This window comes from Pseudomonas kielensis, assembly GCF_030505375.1.
Classification (GTDB): Bacteria; Pseudomonadota; Gammaproteobacteria; order Pseudomonadales; family Pseudomonadaceae; genus Aquipseudomonas; species Aquipseudomonas kielensis.
In genome coordinates this window covers 1677852-1696658 of the sequence record NZ_CP130043.1, presented here as the reverse complement: position 1 = coordinate 1696658, position 18807 = coordinate 1677852, and the positions used below count along the sequence as shown (strand labels likewise).

General features: G+C 62.4%; 11 protein-coding genes. 7 read left to right on the top strand and 4 right to left on the bottom strand.

Annotation, left to right across the window (positions count from 1 at the left end):
* Positions 1 to 68: 68 nt before the first annotated feature.
* The 4 genes from Q1W70_RS08005 to aceE form a co-directional block, all read right to left on the bottom strand.
* Entirely contained in the window at positions 69 to 2762 is a 2694-nt protein-coding gene (locus Q1W70_RS08005; protein WP_185817849.1) for a sensor domain-containing phosphodiesterase, read from the bottom strand.
* A gap of 191 nt (positions 2763 to 2953) precedes the next feature.
* Positions 2954 to 4378 (bottom strand): alkaline phosphatase D family protein, encoded by a 1425-nt coding sequence (locus Q1W70_RS08000; RefSeq protein WP_302098742.1) that lies wholly within the window; start codon positions 4376 to 4378, stop codon positions 2954 to 2956.
* Between the two features lie 317 nt (positions 4379 to 4695).
* Positions 4696 to 6339 carry a dihydrolipoyllysine-residue acetyltransferase gene (gene aceF / locus Q1W70_RS07995; RefSeq protein WP_182343227.1) on the bottom strand — a complete coding sequence of 548 codons (1644 nt, stop codon included), beginning with the start codon at positions 6337 to 6339 and terminating at the stop codon, positions 4696 to 4698.
* 11 nt (positions 6340 to 6350) lie between these two features.
* Complete coding sequence (aceE, locus tag Q1W70_RS07990; RefSeq protein WP_166592070.1) at positions 6351 to 8996, bottom strand: pyruvate dehydrogenase (acetyl-transferring), homodimeric type; 2646 nt, start codon at positions 8994 to 8996, stop codon at positions 6351 to 6353.
* Positions 8997 to 9378: 382 nt separating this feature from the next.
* On the opposite strand from aceE, the gene glnE reads away from it, so the two are divergent.
* The 7 genes from glnE to Q1W70_RS07955 all read left to right on the top strand — a co-directional run bounded on the left by glnE (position 9379) and on the right by Q1W70_RS07955 (position 18648).
* Positions 9379 to 12318 carry a bifunctional [glutamate--ammonia ligase]-adenylyl-L-tyrosine phosphorylase/[glutamate--ammonia-ligase] adenylyltransferase gene (gene glnE, locus Q1W70_RS07985; RefSeq protein ID WP_185817847.1) on the top strand — a complete coding sequence of 980 codons (2940 nt, stop codon included), beginning with the start codon at positions 9379 to 9381 and terminating at the stop codon, positions 12316 to 12318.
* Positions 12319 to 12429: 111 nt separating this feature from the next.
* Positions 12430 to 13464: a lipopolysaccharide heptosyltransferase II gene (gene waaF, locus Q1W70_RS07980; RefSeq protein ID WP_166592068.1), complete on the top strand. Its 1035-nt coding sequence runs from the start codon at positions 12430 to 12432 to the stop codon at positions 13462 to 13464.
* Between the two features lies 1 nt (position 13465).
* Positions 13466 to 14527 (top strand): lipopolysaccharide heptosyltransferase I, encoded by a 1062-nt coding sequence (gene waaC, locus Q1W70_RS07975; RefSeq protein ID WP_182343229.1) that lies wholly within the window; start codon positions 13466 to 13468, stop codon positions 14525 to 14527.
* Positions 14527 to 15648, top strand: coding sequence for a glycosyltransferase family 4 protein (locus Q1W70_RS07970; protein ID WP_302098741.1), 1122 nt, complete (start codon positions 14527 to 14529; stop codon positions 15646 to 15648). The genes waaC and Q1W70_RS07970 overlap by 1 nt, the downstream gene beginning before the upstream one ends.
* Positions 15648 to 16454, top strand: a complete 807-nt coding sequence (gene rfaP, locus Q1W70_RS07965; protein WP_302098740.1) for a lipopolysaccharide core heptose(I) kinase RfaP — start codon at positions 15648 to 15650, stop codon at positions 16452 to 16454. Before Q1W70_RS07970 ends, rfaP begins: the two co-directional genes overlap by 1 nt.
* Positions 16454 to 17206, top strand: a complete 753-nt coding sequence (locus tag Q1W70_RS07960; protein ID WP_166592064.1) for a lipopolysaccharide kinase InaA family protein — start codon at positions 16454 to 16456, stop codon at positions 17204 to 17206. Before rfaP ends, Q1W70_RS07960 begins: the two co-directional genes overlap by 1 nt.
* Positions 17206 to 18648, top strand: coding sequence for a lipopolysaccharide kinase InaA family protein (locus Q1W70_RS07955; RefSeq protein ID WP_302098739.1), 1443 nt, complete (start codon positions 17206 to 17208; stop codon positions 18646 to 18648). Before Q1W70_RS07960 ends, Q1W70_RS07955 begins: the two co-directional genes overlap by 1 nt.
* Positions 18649 to 18807: the final 159 nt, after the last annotated feature.

Genomic DNA, 18807 nt, shown 5'->3' with positions numbered 1-18807 from the left:
GTAAGTAGTCAGACCGCCAGTGTGCCGAATAATCCCCGTGGGAGCGAGCGCCCACAGGGATGACTCAGTCAGGCAATTGGGCCGCGTGGGTAGCGTTTGAGCTTGTCGATCAGCTCGGCCCCCGGGATCGGCCGGTCGAACAGGTAGCCCTGGCCGACGTCGCAGCGATGGCGCCGCAGGAAGGCCAGTTGCTCGGCCGTCTCGATGCCCTCGGCCACCACTTTGAGTTTGAGGTTGTGGGCCATGGCGATCACGGCCGAGGTGATCTCCATGTCGTCCTGGTTATCCGGGATTTCATGAATGAAGCTGCGATCGATCTTGATGATGTCGATCGGGAATTTCTTCAGGTAACTAAGGGACGAGTAACCGGTGCCGAAGTCGTCCATGGCCAGGGTCAGGCCCAGGCGCTTGAGCTGGTCGAGTTGCAGGTGGGTGTCTTCGGTGGCTTCCAGCAACAGGCCTTCGGTCAGTTCGAGCTCCAGCAGGTGGGCGGGCAGCTTTTCTTCCTTGAGGATGTTGGCAATCGAGGACACCAGGTCCGGGTCGGAGAACTGCTTGGGCGACAGGTTGATCGCCACCTGCAGGTTGCCCAGCCCGGCAGCGCTCAGTTCGATGCTCATGCGGCAGGCCTGGCGGGCGATCCATTTGCCGATGGGGATGATCAGGCCGGTCTCTTCGGCGACGCTGATGAACTGGTCGGGGCGGATCATGCCCTTTTCCGGGTGGTTCCAGCGCAGTAGCGCCTCCATCCCCAGCAAGCGCCCGGAGCGCAGGCACAGTTTGGGCTGGTAGAACACGTCCAGTTCGTTCTGGGTGAGGGCGCGGCGCAGGTTGTTCTCCACGAACAACTTGTAGCTGGCCTCGGCGTTCAAGGCCTCGGTGAACACCTGGACCTGATGTTTGCCATTGGCCTTGGCCTTGTGCAGGGCCAGCCCGGCGTTGCGCATCAGTGTTTGCGGGTCGCGCCCGTGCAGCGGCGCACAGGCCACGCCGACGGAGGCGGTGACGCTGATCAATTGGTTATCGACGAACATCGGCTTGTCCAGCGTCATCAACAGCTGGCTGGCCATTTGCTGGCCGAGATTCAGGCTGGCGTCATCCAGCAGCACCGCAAATTCGTTGCTGGCAAAGCGCGCCAGGCTGCCGCTCGGGCTCAGGCTGTTGCGCAGGCGGCGGGCCAGACTGATCAGCAGCTTGTCGCCGGTCTGGTGGCCGAGGCTGTCGTTGATCCGCTTGAAATTGTCGATGTCCACCAGCAACAGGCAGATCGGGCTGTCGCTGTCGCGGGCAAAACGTTCGTCGAGGTTACGGATGAACGCCGGGCGATTGCCCAGGTTGGTCAGATTGTCGGTGTAGGCCAGGCGCTCGATGCGCTGTTGGGCGAGCTTGGTCTGGGTGATGTCTTCGTAGATGCCGATGTAGTGGGTCAGCTCGCGGTTGTCGCCATACACCTTGGAAATCGACAACTGGCCCCAGTAGGGCTCCAGGTTCTTGCGCCGGCTCTTGAATTCACCTTGCCAGCTGTTGCTCTTGGCCAGGCTGGAGGGCGCGTCGAACAGCAGTTCGCTGAGATTTTCCAGGGCCGGCAGTTCCGACAGGCGCTGACCGTGGACTTCTTCAGTGCTGTACTGGGTGATCGCCGTGAAGCTGGGGTTGACGTACTCGACCACGCCGTCGCAATTGACCAGCAAAAAGGCATTGGCACTTTGCTCGACCGCACGCTGGAACAGGTGCAGGGCGCTGGTGGCGGTGCGCCGGTTGTGGTTGTTGATGACCTGGGCAAACTGATCGGCCAGCTCGCCGGCGAAGGCGATTTCGTCCGATTGCCAGGCACGGGTCACGCCGGTCTGTTCCAGGCACAGGACGCCAACCACCTGGCCGTCCACGCGGATGCTGGCATCGAGCATGGCGTTGACGTCCCGCGGGCGAAGGCTCTCGGCCATCTCCCGGGTGCGCGGGTCATGCATGGCGTTGTGGGCATCGATGGCCCGGCTCGAGTGCAGGGCTTCCAGGTAATCGGGGAAGCCGCTGGCGTCGATCACGTCCGGTAGCCGGTGTTCCTGCGAAGGGCGATGGTAGGCGGAGATCGGCAGCAGTTGCCGGTTTTCCAGGTTCCACAGGCTGGCGCTGTCGATCTGGTAGATATCGCAGGCACTGCGGGTAATCAGCTCCGCCGCTTCGCGCAACGAATTGCCGGAGCTGTAGCGCTGGCGCGTCAGCAGCAGGATCAACTCTTGCTGGGCGCGCACGCGCTCCAGGTGCTGGAGCTGTTCCTGCTGGGCACGCTGGTTCAGCTCCAGGGCAATCTGCAGGCGCGAATTCTGGGTTTCCAGGTCGAGCGCCGGCAGCAGGGGGTCGTCTTCGAACAGGCCGTCGACCACCAGCAGATAACCGCGTAGCAGGTGGCGATTGTGTTGTTTATAGGCTTCGCCCATTTCCAGCAGGCTCAGGGAGCCCTGGGCCGTGTGCAGGGTGTAGCGGATCAGGTAATGGGGGCTTTGGCTCAGTTGCTGCTGGATCGTGTCGTGCAACTGATAGCGCGCCTCAGGCTCCATCAGGCTGGCGTAGGGCGAGCCGACCAGGGCGCAAAGCTCTACCGCGGGCAGGCCGAACTGGCGTTCGCAGTTGGGGTCGAGAAACAGCAGGGCCCAGCTTGCTTCATTCAGCCGCTCGAAACGCAGCATGCCGAGCCGCGAGGGCACAGGCAATTGCGTCACTACCTCGGCCACCATTCGGCTGGTGGCATCGGGATGGCTTTTCATGGAAGAAACTCGCTTCGAAAATGCTGAACGCGACGGGCTCACGCCCTCTGTGTTGCCAGCGGCAAGGTTGCATGATGCCGCCCTGGCTGACAATAGAGGATGAAGGCTAAGTGCTATAGGTCTTTATCGGCATAAATACGAATTTCTGTAGGAAAACTGCGCGTAATTTGTGGGATTCCGCAAGCAAGCACCTACACAGCAGATGGCAGAGACGGCTGGGGAGGGTGCAGTGGCAGGTTGGCCGAATACAGGTAATCGCCATTCGGGTCACGGTACTCCACGCGAATGTGCTCGGTGTGCACCGTCAGGTGGGCGAAGTTGTCCTGGCTGATCACCTTGCTTGTCCATTCGAGGTAATAGTCACCGGCCGCGGTTTTCGCCAATGGCTGGTCAAGGATGAACGACGAGGCCTTGGCGTAGGGCAGCCAGAGGCTGTTGCAAAACGGCGACGAGACGATGGTTTGCACCTCGAAGTCCGGGTCTGCTGTGTGGCGTAGGCGCGAGGAGAGCGAGCCGTGGACGTCGCCCGAGATGATCACCACATTCCTGATCTTGTGCAGGCGGATACTTTCGAGGATGCGCAGGCGCTGTTCGGGGAAGGCTTTCCAGGTGTCACCGTCATTGCTTTTGCTGTCGGGGAACAGCATGACGCCGGTGACCAGCAATTTGACCCGCGCCGGGCTGTTGATCAGCCACTTGAGCACCGCGTGCTCCTGATCGGCATCGAGGATGCGTCGATCGTCGGCCGACAGGTTGCGCCGGGTTCGGGTGTCCATGACAAACCATTCGATGTCCCCCTGAGCAAACTGATACCAGTAATGTGGCGGCTGGTCAGCGGGTTGCTCGCCCGGCCCCCGTTCATGCGCCGGGCCATGGCTGGCTTGATAGATTTCGTACGCGGCCATCGCGTTGTGATACAGGCTGTTGTCGTTGCGGCTGGCGTTCGCGGGCCAGTTATCTTCTATTTCGTGGTCGTCGAGAATCATGTAAGTCGGCAATGAGGCCATCAACGCCTGGATATGGGGCTGAGAAAAGGCCGCGCGGTACTTGGCGAGAATATCCGGGTAATCGCGGTCCGGGACGACGGCGTTCATGTCGTCCACGTACACCTGATCACCGGTCATCACCAGGGCGCTGATCGGTGGCGAGGCGGTCTGCGCCAGCCGCTTGATTGCTGCGAAGATCCGGTCGCCCTTGGCGGGCAATGACGCGATACCCAGGGTCATGCGCAGGTAGCGACACGAGCCGACGATGTAGCTGCGGGGGGTACAGGGTTCACTGGACGCAGTGCGAAAGCGGTAGGTTTCCAGGGGCCATTGCAGTTGCAGCGGGTCAAGGGTTTCCAGCGCTGGTCGGGTATCGCGAGTGTTGAACCAGCCTGCCTGGTACTCATATTCGGTATCGCTGGCGAGGCCGTGCAGTGCGATCACCGCCGACATGTCGCGAGCGGCCGTCAGCTCGGCGAAGTGCCCTTGGGACCAGTCGGTATCGCCCGTGCGGCGATAACGCAGCCCGGCGAATGCCCTGGCGTTGGTCACTGGGGCGCCCCGCAGAAACAGGCGGGTGTCGTGAAAGGTGGTGTGGCCAACAATCGGGCCGACAGTAGGCTTGAGCATGTTCGAATCCATTCGAAGTGCGGCGAGGGAAGTCGCGGCCAGCACGGTATGTGCGTTTGGCGATTCATCGTAGGGCCGGGGGGCATTTAAATATTGGCGGGGAAGCGGACCGTGGATGTGGTCCAGGTCAACTGTTGGCGTGGTCTTGGGGGATAGGGCGGGTAGGAATTCTTACTAGCTTTGCCCCAGTGCCAGTCGCGATGGGCACTGTTTTGCAGGCAAAAAAAGCCCCGCCAATTGGCGGGGTTGAGGTACGAGCGTGGCGCTCGGAAAACGTGGAGCGCGCGGGGCCCTTCGTGGAGGAAGGGCCCTGCGTCTTACAGCAGGATGGTGCGGATGTCGCCCAGCAGGTCGCTCAGACGCTTGGTGAAACGGGCCGCAGCGGCGCCGTTGATCACACGGTGGTCGTAGGACAGCGACAGTGGCAGCATCAGTTTCGGCTGGAAGGCTTTGCCGTCCCAGACGGGCTGGATGGTTGCCTTGGACACGCCGAGGATCGCCACTTCCGGTGCGTTGACGATCGGCGTAAAGCCGGTGCCGCCAATGTGGCCGAGACTGGAGATAGTGAAGCAGGCGCCTTGCATGTCGTCGGCCGTGAGCTTCTTGTCGCGGGCTTTGGCAGCCAGCGCAGCGGCTTCGCCAGCCAGTTGCAGCAAGCTCTTCTGATCAACGTTCTTGATCACAGGAACCAGCAGGCCGTCTGGGGTATCAACCGCAAAACCGATGTTCACGTATTTCTTGCGGATGATCGCTTTGCCGCTTGGCGCCAGGGAGCTGTTGAAGTCCGGCAGCTCCTTGAGCAGGTGCGCGCAGGACTTGAGCAGCAGTGGCAGGATGGTCAGCTTGACGCCAGCCTTCTCGGCCACAGCTTTCTGGGCGATGCGGAACGCTTCCAGCTCGGTGATATCCGCCGAGTCGAATTGGGTCACGTGCGGAATGTTCAGCCAGCTGCGATGCAGGCTCGACGCGCCGATTTGCATCAGGCGGGTCATCGGCACTTCTTCGGTTTCACCGAAGCGGCTGAAGTCCACGACCGGAATCGGTGGGATGCCAGCGCCGCCAGTAGCACCGGCGGCCGGGGCTTCCTTGGCCTTCTGCATCATGGCCTTGACGTAAACCTGCACGTCTTCCTTGAGGACACGACCGTGCGGGCCGCTAGGGCTCACCGCATTCAGCTCGACGCCGAATTCACGGGCCAGTTGGCGTACCGCCGGACCTGCGTGAACCTTGGCACCGCTTGGCGCTGGCGCAGCCGTCGGGGCCGGTGCGGCCGCAGCTTTTGCAGCAGGCGCAGGGGCGGCAGCGGCAGGTGCCGCTTCAGCCTTGGCCGCTGGAGCTGCCGCCGGAGCAGGTGCAGGGGCTGCAGCTGCTGCGCCCTGGACTTTGAGCTTGAGGATAAAGTCGCCAGTGCCGACTTCGTCTTCGAGCTTGACCGCGATGCTTTCCACGACGCCGGCAGCCGGCGAAGGGATTTCCATGCTGGCCTTGTCGGATTCCAGGGTGATCAGCGACTGATCAGCCTCGACGGTGTCGCCGACCTTGACCAGCAGTTCGATGATCTTGGCCTTGCCCGACGAGCCGATGTCCGGGACATGAATGTCCTGCACAGTGGCGGCGGCAGGGGCAGCCGCCGGGGCCGCAGGGGCCTGGGCAGCAGCGGCAGGCTTTTCAGCAGCAGGGGCAGGAGCCGCAGCAGGAGCGGCTGGCGCAGGGGCCGCGTCAGCGGCACCTTCGATTTCCAGCTCCAGCAGTTCGTCGCCTTCTTTCAGGCGGTCGCCCAGCTTCACTTTCAGGCTCTTGACCACGCCGGCCTTGGGAGCAGGGATTTCCATGCTCGCCTTGTCCGATTCCAGGGTCAGGATGCTCTGGTCGGCTTCGACTTTGTCGCCGACCTTCACAAACAGTTCAATTACTTCACCTTCACCGCTGCCGATGTCAGGTACGCGAATGAGTTCGCTCACGGAAAATCTCCTCAGCAGTCCAGTGGGTTGCGTTTTTCCGGGTTGATACCGAACTTGGCGATGGCTTCAGCCACAACCTTAGGTTCGATGTCACCACGGTCAGCCAGTGCTTCCAGGGCTGCCAACACCACGAAATGACGGTCAACTTCGAAGAAATGACGCAGTTTCTTGCGGCTGTCGCTGCGACCGAAACCGTCGGTGCCCAGGACTTTGAATTCCTTGGACGGTACCCACTGACGGATCTGTTCGGCGAACAGTTTCATGTAGTCGGTAGAGGCAATCACCGGACCTTTACGGCCGTTCAGGCACTCTTCGACGTAGCTCAGCTTAGGCTTCTGGCCTGGGTGCAGACGGTTGCTGCGCTCCACGGCCAGGCCATCGCGACGCAGTTCGTTGAAGCTGGTAACGCTCCAGACGTCGGCGCCGACGTTGAACTCTTCACGCAGAATCTTCGCCGCTTCACGGACTTCACGCAGGATGGTGCCGGAGCCCATCAGCTGTACGTGGTGTGCCGCTTCGCGGTTGTCTTCTTCGAGCAGGTACATGCCCTTGATGATGCCTTCTTCCACACCGGCCGGCATGGCTGGCTGCTGGTAGGACTCGTTCATCACGGTGATGTAGTAGAAAACGTCCTGCTGCTCTTCGGTCATCTTCTTCATGCCGTCCTGGATGATCACCGCCAGCTCGTAGCCGTAGGTTGGATCAAAGGTGCGGCAGTTCGGGATGGTGGCAGCCAGGATGTGGCTGTGACCGTCTTCGTGTTGCAGGCCTTCGCCGTTCAGCGTGGTCCGGCCAGCGGTACCGCCGATCAGGAAGCCACGGGTACGGCTGTCGCCGGCCGCCCAGGCCAGGTCGCCGATGCGCTGGAAGCCGAACATCGAGTAGAAGATGTAGAACGGCAGCATGGGCTGGTTGTGGTTGGAGTACGAAGTACCGGCCGCGATGAAGGAGCTCATGGCACCTGCTTCGTTGATCCCTTCTTCGAGGATCTGGCCCTTCTTGTCTTCCTTGTAGAACATCACCTGGTCTTTATCGACTGGCTCGTAGAGCTGGCCGACGGAGGAGTAGATGCCCAACTGACGGAACATGCCTTCCATACCGAAGGTACGGGCTTCGTCCGGGATGATCGGGACGATGCGCGAACCGATTTCCTTGTCCTTGACCAGTTGCGCGAGGATCCGCACGAACGCCATGGTGGTGGAAATTTCACGGTCGCCCGAGCCGTCCAGGATCGCCTTGAGGGTGTCCAGTGGCGGCGTCGGGATGTTGAAGCTCTGTGCGCGACGCTGTGGTACGAAACCGCCCAATGCGGTGCGGCGCTCGCTCAGGTAGCGGGCTTCGGCGCTGTTGGGTTCCGGCTTGAAGAACGGCAGGTTCTCCAGCTCTTCGTCCTTGACCGGGATGTCGAAGCGGTCACGGAACAACTTCAGGCTGTCGACGTCGACTTTCTTGGTGTTGTGCGCAGTGTTTTTCGCTTCGCCGGCACCGGTGCCATAACCCTTGATGGTCTTGGCCAGGATAACGGTCGGTTGTTCTTTGTGGTTGACCGCTTCGTGGTACGCCGCGTAGACCTTGTACGGGTCGTGGCCGCCACGGTTGAGCTTCCAGATCTCGTCGTCGGACAGATCGGCAACCATCGCCTTGAGTTCTGGCGTGTTGAAGAAGTGCTCACGGACGAACGCGCCGTCCTTGGCCTTGTAGTTCTGGTACTCGCCGTCGATGACTTCGTCCATGCGGCGTTGCAGGATGCCGTCGACGTCCTTGGCCAGCAGTGGGTCCCAGAAACGGCCCCAGATGACTTTGGTCACGTTCCACTGAGCACCACGGAACACGCCTTCGAGTTCCTGGATGATCTTGCCGTTGCCGCGAACCGGGCCGTCGAGGCGCTGCAGGTTGCAGTTGATGACGAAGATCAGGTTGTCCAGCTTCTCGCGGCCAGCCAGGGAGATTGCGCCCAGGGATTCCGGCTCGTCGCACTCGCCGTCGCCCAGGAAGCACCAGACTTTCTGCTTGCCTTCGGGGATGAAGCCACGGGCTTCCAGGTACTTCATGAAACGTGCCTGGTAGATCGCCTGGATCGGACCCAGACCCATGGAAACGGTCGGGAACTGCCAGAAGTCAGGCATCAGCCAAGGGTGCGGATAGGACGACAGGCCCTGACCGTCGACTTCCTGGCGGAAGTTGTTCATTTGTTCTTCGGTGATGCGGCCTTCCATGAACGCACGGGCGTAGACGCCTGGCGAGGTGTGACCCTGGAAGTAGATCAGGTCGCCGCCGTGTTCGTCGGTCGGGGCCTGGAAGAAATAGTTGAAGCCGATGTCGTACAGGGTTGCGCTGGAGGCGAAGCTGGAGATGTGACCGCCCAGGTCAGAATCTTTCAGGTTCGTACGCATCACCATGGCCATCGCGTTCCAGCGTACCAGCGAGCGAATGCGGCGTTCCATGAACAGGTCGCCAGGCATGCGTGCTTCGTGGGTAACGGGGATCGTGTTGCGGTACGGCGTGGTGATGGCGTAAGGCAGTTGCGAACCGCTACGGGTTGCGAGTTCGCCCATACGGGTCATCAGATAGTGAGCACGGTCTTCGCCTTCTTTGTCGAGAACCGATTCCAGGGCGTCCAGCCATTCCTGGGTTTCGACGGGATCGAGGTCTTGCATGGCTTGCTCCAGGGCGGAAAGGCTACCAGAATCGGTTGCCTGAGTTAGCGACTGGCCTTGTGGGCAGACGTTATAAATTCTTGGAATGCCGGAGGTTGATTCGGCGGCGTGTAGTTTTACTACAAATCATCGGGCATTTCAGCCTTTCGAATGTATATACGAGTAGTAAAACTACAGAAGAACGGCTTGTGGCCTCCTGCTGTGTTGTGAGAATAATCGTTACTCTTGGTCTTTAGCCAACCAGAATAGGGTCAAGCGTGATGCTGGCTACCAAAAAAAATGAAATTTCAGCTATTTCTAACTTTTGTTCGACAGTCGTTTGCGTAGTGCAATTGCTGGGTTCACTACAGACCGCCCTTTCTACGCCGATCAAGGATAGACCATGAGCCTGCCTTCGCTTGCCCAACTGCCCGCCATTCTCCAGCCGTTTGTCAGCCGTGCCGAGCAATCGTTGCGCGCGGCCGTGGCGGCCCTTGACGATGATCATGGCCTGTCCATCTGGACGCCTGAACGCTGGGCGCAATGGGCCCGCGTGACGGGCGCCAGCGACTTTGTCACTGAGCAATGTGTGCGTGACCCCCTGATGTTGCTGGCGTTGGTGCAGTCCGGCGAGCTGGACCGGCCCTTCGCTGCGGGCGAGCTCTGTGCGCAGATCGCCACGGCCGCGCAGGGTGCGACCACCGATGACGAACTGGCCCGGGCGCTGCGCCGCCAGCGTAACCGTCACCAGGTGCGCATCATCTGGCGCGACCTGACCCGCCAGGCCGACCTGATCCAGACCTGCCGCGATCTCTCGGACATGGCCGATGCCAGCATCGACCAAGCCTATCAGTGGCTGTACCTGCGTCACTGCCAGCAGTTCGGCACGCCTACCGGACGGCGCAGCGGTGAGCCGCAGCAGATGGTCATCCTGGGCATGGGCAAGCTCGGCGCGGTGGAACTCAACCTGTCCTCGGACATTGACCTGATCTTCGCCTACCCCGAAGGCGGTGAGACCGTCGGCGTCAAGCGTGCGCTGGATAACCAGGAGTTCTTCATTCGTCTGGGCCAGCGGCTGATCAAGGCGCTGGACCCCATGACGGTCGACGGCTTTGTATTCCGCGTCGACATGCGCCTGCGTCCGTACGGCTCGTCCGGCGCGCTGGTGCTCAGCTTCAATGCCCTGGAGCAGTACTATCAGGACCAGGGCCGTGACTGGGAACGCTATGCCATGATCAAGGCGCGGGTGGTGGCCGGCGACCAGGTCGCAGGGGCGCAATTGCTCGACCTGCTGCGCCCGTTCGTCTACCGGCGCTACCTGGATTTCTCGGCGATCGAAGCGCTGCGCACCATGAAGCAGTTGATCCAGCAGGAAGTGCGGCGCAAGGGCATGGCCGACAACATCAAGTTGGGTTCCGGTGGTATCCGCGAAGTGGAGTTCATCGCCCAGGCCTTCCAGCTGATTCACGGCGGTCGCGACCTGAGCCTGCAACAGCGTCCTTTATTAAAGGTGCTGAGTACGCTGGAAGGGCAGGGTTACCTGCCGCCGGCGGTCGTTGGCGAATTGCGCGAGGGGTATGAGTTTCTGCGTTACACCGAGCATGCGATCCAGGCGATTGCCGACCGACAGACACAAATGCTCCCGGACAACGAACAGGATCAGGCGCGCATCGCCTTTATGCTGGGTTTTGCCGACTGGCCGGCCTTCCATGCGCAGTTGATGTATTGGCGGGGCCGGGTCGACTGGCATTTCCGTCAAGTGATCGCCGACCCTGACGAAGAGGAGGGGGCAGAAAGCGAAGTGGTGGTCGGTGGCGAATGGTTGCCGCTGTGGGAAGAAGCCCAGGACGAAGAAGCCGCGTGCCGTCAGTTGCACGAAGGCGGGTTTGCCGATGCGCCGAAAGCCCTGAAGGCCCTGGCCGGTCTGCGTGGCAGTCCGCAGTTGCGGGCAATGCAGCGTCTGGGGCGCGAGCGCCTGGACGCCTTTATCCCGCGCTTGCTGGCCCAGGCCGTCGAGCACGCCAACCCGGACCTGGTGTTGGAGCGGGTGCTGCCGTTGGTCGAGGCCGTGGCGCGGCGCTCGGCGTACCTGGTGCTGCTCACGGAAAACCCGGGTGCGCTGCGTCGCCTGTTGACCCTGTGCGCAGCCAGCCCGTGGATTGCCGAACAGATCACCCGCTTCCCGCTGTTGCTCGATGAGTTGCTCAACGAAGGGCGCCTGTTCAAGCCGCCCCTGGCACCGGAACTGGCGGCGGAATTGCGCGAGCGCCTGACACGCATTCCCGAGGATGACCTGGAGCAGCAGATGGAGGCCCTGCGGCACTTCAAGCTGGCGCACCGCCTGCGGGTCGCGGCCTCGGAAATCGCCGGCAGCCTGCCCTTGATGAAGGTCAGCGACTACCTGACCTGGCTGGCCGAGGCGATCCTGGAGCAAGTCCTGGCCCTGGCCTGGCGCCAGACCGCCGCCAAGTATGGTTCGCCACAGCGTCCCGACGGCACCTTGTGTGACCCAGGCTTTGTGATTGTGGGCTACGGCAAGGTCGGTGGGCTGGAACTCGGCCATGGCTCCGACCTGGACCTGGTGTTCATCCACGACGGTGACCCGCAGGCGGAAACCGACGGGCCCAAGCCGATCGATGGCGCGCAGTTCTTCACCCGCCTGGGCCAGCGCATTATTCATTTGCTGACCACCCAGACCAACTCCGGCCAGCTCTACGAAGTCGATATGCGCCTGCGGCCGTCCGGTGCCTCGGGGTTGCTGGTCAGTTCGCTGGGGGCGTTTGAGCGCTATCAAGAGAACGAAGCGTGGACCTGGGAACATCAGGCGCTGGTACGCGCCCGTGTGCTGGTGGGCAGCCAGGATGTCGGCCAGGCGTTCGAGAAAGTCCGCGCCAAGGTGTTGGGTCGAGCCCGCGATTTGCCCAAGTTGCGCCAGGAAGTCAGCGAGATGCGCGCCAAGATGCGCGATAACCTGGGAACCAGGATTACCGGTGCCGGGACAGCGGCCAATGCCTTCGAAGCCACGGTGCCGTTCGACCTCAAGCAGGACGCCGGTGGTATCGTCGATATTGAATTTATGGTGCAATACGCGGCTTTGGCGTGGTCCCAGACGCATCCGCCGTTGCTGCGCTGGACGGACAACATCCGCATTCTGGAAGAGCTGGAGCACGAAGGCTTGATGCCCGCGGCCGATGCCAGCCTGATGCGTGAGGTCTACAAGGCCTACCGCGCCGCCGCTCACCGCCAGGCCTTGCAGAACGAGGCCGGGGTGGTGGCAGGCAACCAGTTTGTCGATGAGCGCCAGCAGGTGTTGCGAATCTGGCGCGAGTTGGGGCTAAGCTGACACGGGAATTTGCAGCACCTGACACCCCCTGTGGGAGCGGGCTCGCTCGCTCCCACAGTAATTACCGAAGTGGGGGAGGCATGTGCCTCCCCTATTCGTTTGTGGATAACTATGAAAATTCTGATCGTTGGGCCCAGTTGGGTCGGTGACATGGTGATGGCGCAGACACTGTTCATGTGTCTGCAGCAGCGTCATCCACAGTGCGAAATCGACGTGCTGGCCCCGGAGTGGAGCCGGCCGATCCTTGAGCGCATGCCCCAAGTGCGCCGGGCCCTGAGCTTTCCGCTCGGCCACGGTGCGCTGGAACTGGCAACGCGGCGGCGGATCGGCAAGTCCCTGGCCGGCCAGTACGACCAGGCGATTCTGCTGCCCAACTCGTTGAAGTCGGCGCTGGTGCCGTTTTTTGCTGGCATCGCGAAGCGCACGGGCTGGCGTGGCGAGTTTCGTTACGGCCTGCTCAACGATGTGCGCACGCTGGATAAAGAGCGCTACCCGCTGATGATCGAGCGTTTCATGGCCTTGGCCTATGAACCCGCTGCCGAACTGCCGACCCCTTACCCACGGCCCAGCCTGCAAATCGATCCTGTGACCCGCGAGGCGGCATTGGCCAAGTTCGGCCTGACCCTCGATCGCCCGGTGCTGGCGTTGTGTCCGGGGGCCGAGTTCGGCGAGGCCAAGCGCTGGCCTTCCGAGCATTACGCCAAGGTCGCCGAGGCGAAGATTCGCGAGGGCTGGCAGGTCTGGCTGTTTGGTTCGAAGAATGATCACGCGGTCGGCGAAGAAATCCGCTCCCGGTTGATTCCCGGGCTGCGTGAAGAGGCAATGAACCTCAGTGGCGGCACGTCGCTGGCCGAGGCCATCGATTTGCTGTCGTGCGCCGACTCGGTGGTGTCCAACGACTCCGGGCTGATGCACGTGGCCGCGGCGCTGAACCGTCCGCTGGTGGCAGTCTACGGTTCGACCTCGCCGGGCTTTACGCCGCCGCTGGCCGAGCACGTCGAAATCGTGCGCCTGGGCATCGAATGCAGCCCGTGTTTTGATCGCACCTGCCGCTTCGGTCATTACAACTGCTTGCGCCAGTTGATGCCGCAAGCGGTGAACGACGCCTTGCAGCGGTTGCAGGGCTCTGTGGTCGAGGTTCGTTAAGTTGCGGGTACTGTTGATCAAGACCTCGTCGCTGGGCGATGTGATTCATGCGCTGCCCGCGCTGACCGACGCTGCACGGGCGATCCCCGGCATCCAGTTCGACTGGGTAGTGGAAGAAGGCTTCGCCGAAATCCCCACCTGGCATCCGGCGGTGGGCAAGGTGATTCCCGTGGCGATCCGGCGCTGGCGCAAGAACCTCTGGCAGACCATCAAGAGCGGCGAGTTCAAACGCTTCAAGCAAAACCTGCAGGCGACCAAGTACGACTTGGTGATCGATGCCCAGGGCCTGCTCAAAAGCGCCTTGCTGACGCGTTACGTGCGGGCCCCGGTGGCTGGCCTGGACAAACATTCGGCGCGAGAGCCGCTGGCGGCGCACTTCTATTCGCGGCGCCTGGCGGTGGCCCGTGGGCAACATGCGGTGGAGCGCTTGCGCCAGTTGTTCGCCGTGGCCCTGGGTTACGACTTGCCCAAGGGCCTGGGCGATTACGGCCTGAACGTCGAGCGCCTGGTGGAGTTGCCGCGCAAGAATCCGTATGTGCTGTTCCTGCACGGCACCACCTGGGACACCAAGCACTGGCCGGAAGCCTATTGGCGCGAACTGGCCGAGCGCATGGGGCACCTGGGCATGGCGGTGAAGTTGCCGTGGGGCAGTCCGGCCGAGAAAGCCCGTGCCGAGCGTATCGCCCAGGGCCTGCGCAACGCCGAGGTGCTGCCCAGGTTGAACCTGGCGGGTGTCGCCAAGGTGTTGGCTGGCGCGCAAGCCTGCGTGGCGGTGGATACCGGCCTCGGGCACCTGGCCGCCGCGCTGGACGTGCCGACGGTGTCGCTGTTCGGCCCGACCAACCCGGGCCTGACGGGCGCCTATGGCCGTAGCCAGGTGCACATGGCGAGTGATTTTTCCTGTGCGCCGTGCCTGCAAAAGAAATGTACCTACCAACCGACGGCTGAAGACCAGCGTCGGTTTGATCTCAAGCGCGAGTGGCCACTGTGCTTCACTCGCCTGAACCCCGAGCGTGTCGCGAGCCGACTGAGCACGTTGTTAATGGCTGAGGAGCTGCGCTGATGCAATTGGCTTTTGTACTGTACAAATATTTCCCGTTTGGCGGCCTGCAGCGTGATTTCATGCGCATTGCCCTGGAATGCCAGCAGCGTGGACACCAGATCCGCGTTTACACGCTGATTTGGGAGGGCGACGTGCCGCCGGGCTTTGAAGTGCTGGTGGCGCCGGTGAAAGCGATCTTCAATCATCGGCGCAACGAAAAGCTCAGCGCCTGGATGGCCGAGGACCTGGCCAAGCGCCCGGTGGATCGCCTGATCGGTTTCAACAAGATGCCTGGCCTGGACGTCTATTACGCCGCCGACGGTTGCTTCGAGGACAAGGCGCAGAACCTGCGCAATTCGCTGTACCGGCGCTGGGGCCGCTACCGGCACTTCGCCGAGTATGAGCGCGCGGTGTTCGCCAAGGACGCGAAAACCGAAGTGCTGATGATCTCCGAAGTCCAGCAGCCGCTGTTCATCAAGCATTACGACACGCCGCTGGAGCGCTTCCACCTGCTGCCACCGGGCATTGCCCAAGACCGACGCGCGCCGCCGAACGCTGCTGAAATTCGCGCGGACTTTCGCCGCGAGTTCTCCCTGGGCGACGACGAGTTGCTGGTGGTGCAGATCGGCTCGGGGTTCAAGACCAAGGGCGTCGACCGCAGTCTCAAGGCCCTTGCCGCACTGCCGGCCGAATTGCGTAAACGCACGCGGCTGTTTGTAATTGGCCAGGATGACCCCAAAGTATTCCAATTGCAGAGTGCCACGCTGGGCTTGGGTGATAGCGTGCAGTTCCTCAAGGGGCGCAGTGATATCCCGCGGTTCCTGCTCGGTGCCGACCTGTTGATCCACCCGGCGTACAACGAAAACACCGGTACGGTGCTGCTCGAAGCGCTGGTGGCCGGGTTGCCGGTGCTGGTCAGCGCGGTGTGCGGTTATGCCCATTACATCGCCGAGGCCGACTGTGGCCTGGTACTGGACGAACCCTTCGAGCAGGCGCAACTCACGCAGTACCTGACGACCATGTTGAGCGATGATGCCGCGCGTGCGGCCTGGAGCCGTAACGGCCTGGCCTTCGCTGACACGGCCGACCTTTACAGCATGCCGCAGCACGCGGCGGATGTGATTCTGGCGGAGCGACACTGATGAAGTTGATTCTGGCCGAACCGTTCAAGAGCCTGTGGGCCGGACGCGATGCGTTCAGCGCCGTCGAAGGCCTGGAGGGCGAGGTTTACCGTGAGCTCGAAGCGCGCCGCACCCTGCGCACCGAAGTCGCCGGCAACGGCTACTTCGTGAAGATTCACCGGGGTATCGGCTGGGGCGAGATCTTCAAGAACCTGCTCACGGCCAAGCTGCCGGTGCTTGGCGCGGGCCAGGAATGGCGGGCGATCCAGCGCTTGCACGAGGCCGCAGTGCCGACCATGACCGCCGTGGCCTATGGCGAGAAAGGCAGCAACCCCGCTGACCAGCACTCGTTCATCGTCACCGAAGAGCTGGCGCCGACCGTCAGTCTCGAAGACTTCAGCATCGACTGGGCCCGGCATGCGCCGGACCCCAGGCTCAAGCGCGCACTGATCGCCGAAGTGGCGCGCATGACCGGGATGATGCACCGCGCCGGCGTCAATCACCGCGACTGCTACATCTGCCATTTCCTGCTGCACACCGACAAGCCGGTCACGGCCGAGAACTTCAAGCTCTCGATCATCGACCTGCACCGGGCCCAGACCCGCCCGGCGATCACTCGGCGCTGGCGCAACAAAGACTTGGCTGCGTTGTATTTCTCGGCACTGGACATTGGCCTGACTCGCCGCGACAAGCTGCGTTTCCTCAAGGGCTATTTCCTGCTGCCGCTGCGCCAGATCCTGCGCGAAGAAGCCTCGCTGCTGGCCTGGCTCGAGGGCAAGGCGAACAAACTGTACGAGCGCAAACAGCGCTATGGGGATGCGCTCTGATGACTGATTTTCTGGCCGCCGAGGACCGCGAGCGGTTCGAACGCCACGGGCTTGCCACGTTCGACGCGCTGTGGGCGCGGGAGCTGGAAGCAGTGGACGAGCCCAACACCTCGGGTGGGGGCTGGAGCAGCGTGTTCCGCCTGGATCTGGACGGCCAGGGGTATTACCTCAAGCGCCAGAGCAACTACCTGACCCGCACGCTGCACCGGCCATTCGGCGAACCGAGCTTTGCTCGCGAATTCCGCAACATCAGCCGTTACCGGCAGATGGACATTCCAGCGCTGGAGGCCGTGTTCTTTGGCGAGCGCAAAGTCGCCGGCGAAGTGCGCGCGATCCTGCTGACGCGGGCGTTGGACGGCTGGAACGACCTCGATGCCCTGCTGCAGCAATGGCCACAGCTCAGTGCCGTGCAACAGGCGGCGATCCTGCGCGCCTGCGGCTTGCTGGCGCGCCGGCTGCACGGTGCGCGCCAGGTGCACGGCTGTTTTTATCCCAAGCACATCTTTTTGCAGGCCGAGGGCGAAGGCTACCGGGCGCAATTGATCGACCTGGAGAAAACCCGCCCGCTGCTGTTTGGCCAGCGTGACCGGGTCAAGGATCTGGAGCCGTTGTTGCGCCGAGCACCGATCTGGAGCACCGAGAATGTGCGCAGCTTGCTGGCGGCTTACCTGGATCAACCGGCCGACAGCACGCTGGTGGATGCCTGGCTGCAGCGCTTGTCCGCTCGACGCAGCCATAAGGGAGTGCGTTGATGCGTTTGTCTGAACTGAAAAACGCCGGACGCACACCACAACTGCCGTTGAGCCTGGAATTGGCCGATGCCGCGGGCCCGGCGCAGTTGCAACTGCTCAGCCTGCTGCGGGTGCTGCCCGGCCAGCGCTATGTCGGTGCCGGGGTCTGGCGCGGGCGGCCGGTGTTGGCCAAGTTGCTGGTGGGCCGCAAGGCGGCGCGGCATTTTCAGCGTGAGCTGGACGGTGTGCGCCTGCTCGCGGCCCAAGGCCTGACGACCCCATTGTTGCTGGCCGACGGCCTGAAAGAAGGCGAGGGCGGCTGGCTGCTGTTCGAACTGCTCGAAGGCGCACAGAGCCTGGGCGACGCCTGGCAACAGGTCGAAGCCCTGCCAGTCCTGGCAGACGAGCAAATCGAAGTGCTGGCCGAGGCGCTGGCCGCCATCGGCCAGATGCACAGCAAAGGCCTTTGGCAGTCGGACCTGCACCTGGACAACCTGCTGCGCCACGGTGGTCGGCTGTATTTGATCGACGGCGCCGGGATCCATGCCGAAACCGCGGGGCAACCGTTGTCGCGGCAAAAGGTCCTGGAAAACCTCGGGGTGTTTTTTGCCCAGTTGCCCAAGTCGCTGGAGCCGTTCACCGAAGAGTTGCTGGTGCATTACCTGCTGAGCAATGGCGAGCACGCGTTACCGCTTGAAGCCTTGCAAAAGCAGGTGCGCAAGATTCGTAGCTGGCGCTTGAAGGATTACCTGGTCAAGGTCGGGCGCGAGTGCTCGCTGTTCGCCGTGCAGCGCGGGGCCTTTGGCTTGCGCGCGATTCGTCGCGACGAAGAGGCCGCCATGCTGCCGGTGCTGGAGCAGGCTGATGCCTTGCTCGACCAGGGTCACCTGTACAAGACCGGCGGCGCGGCGAGCGTGGGCAAGGTCGAGGTGGGTGGTCGGACGCTGGTGGTCAAGCGCTACAACATCAAGGGGTTTGCCCACTGGCTCAAACGCTTCTGGCGTCCGAGCCGTGCCTGGCATTCCTGGCGCGAGGGCAATCGCCTGGCGTTCCTCGGCATTGCCACACCCAAGCCGTTGGCGCTGCTGGAAAAGCGTTTTTTCTGGTTGCGCAGCCGGGCCTACCTGATCACCGAGTACCTGCCGGGGCCGGACATCATTGAGCGTTTTGCGCCCTATGTGGAAAGTGGCGAGGCGCCTGAGGCTGAGCTGGTGGCGCTGGATCAGTTGTTTGCCGAGTTGATTGCCGAGCGCATCAGTCATGGGGATTTCAAGGGGCATAACCTGTTCTGGGACAAGGATCGCTGGTCGTTGATTGACCTGGATTCGATGTGCCAACACGCCTCGCTCAGTAGCTTTGCGCCGGCTTATGCGCGGGATCGGGCGCGGTTTATGCGCAATTGGGGTGAGGGGTCGGCGCTTTATCGGGTGATTGATCAGCGGTTGCCCAGGCAGGTGGAGTGACTCTTTTTGGGGGCATATCCGTTGCTGCGGTGATGGCGGCTTAGGGTACCGCCCTGACGTACGGCCCCTCGCTACGGCATCCATCCGGGGGCATCGCCTGCCGATGGGGCGGGAGGATCAAAAGCTGCAGGCGAGCTAACGCTCGGCCTGTCGAGTGGT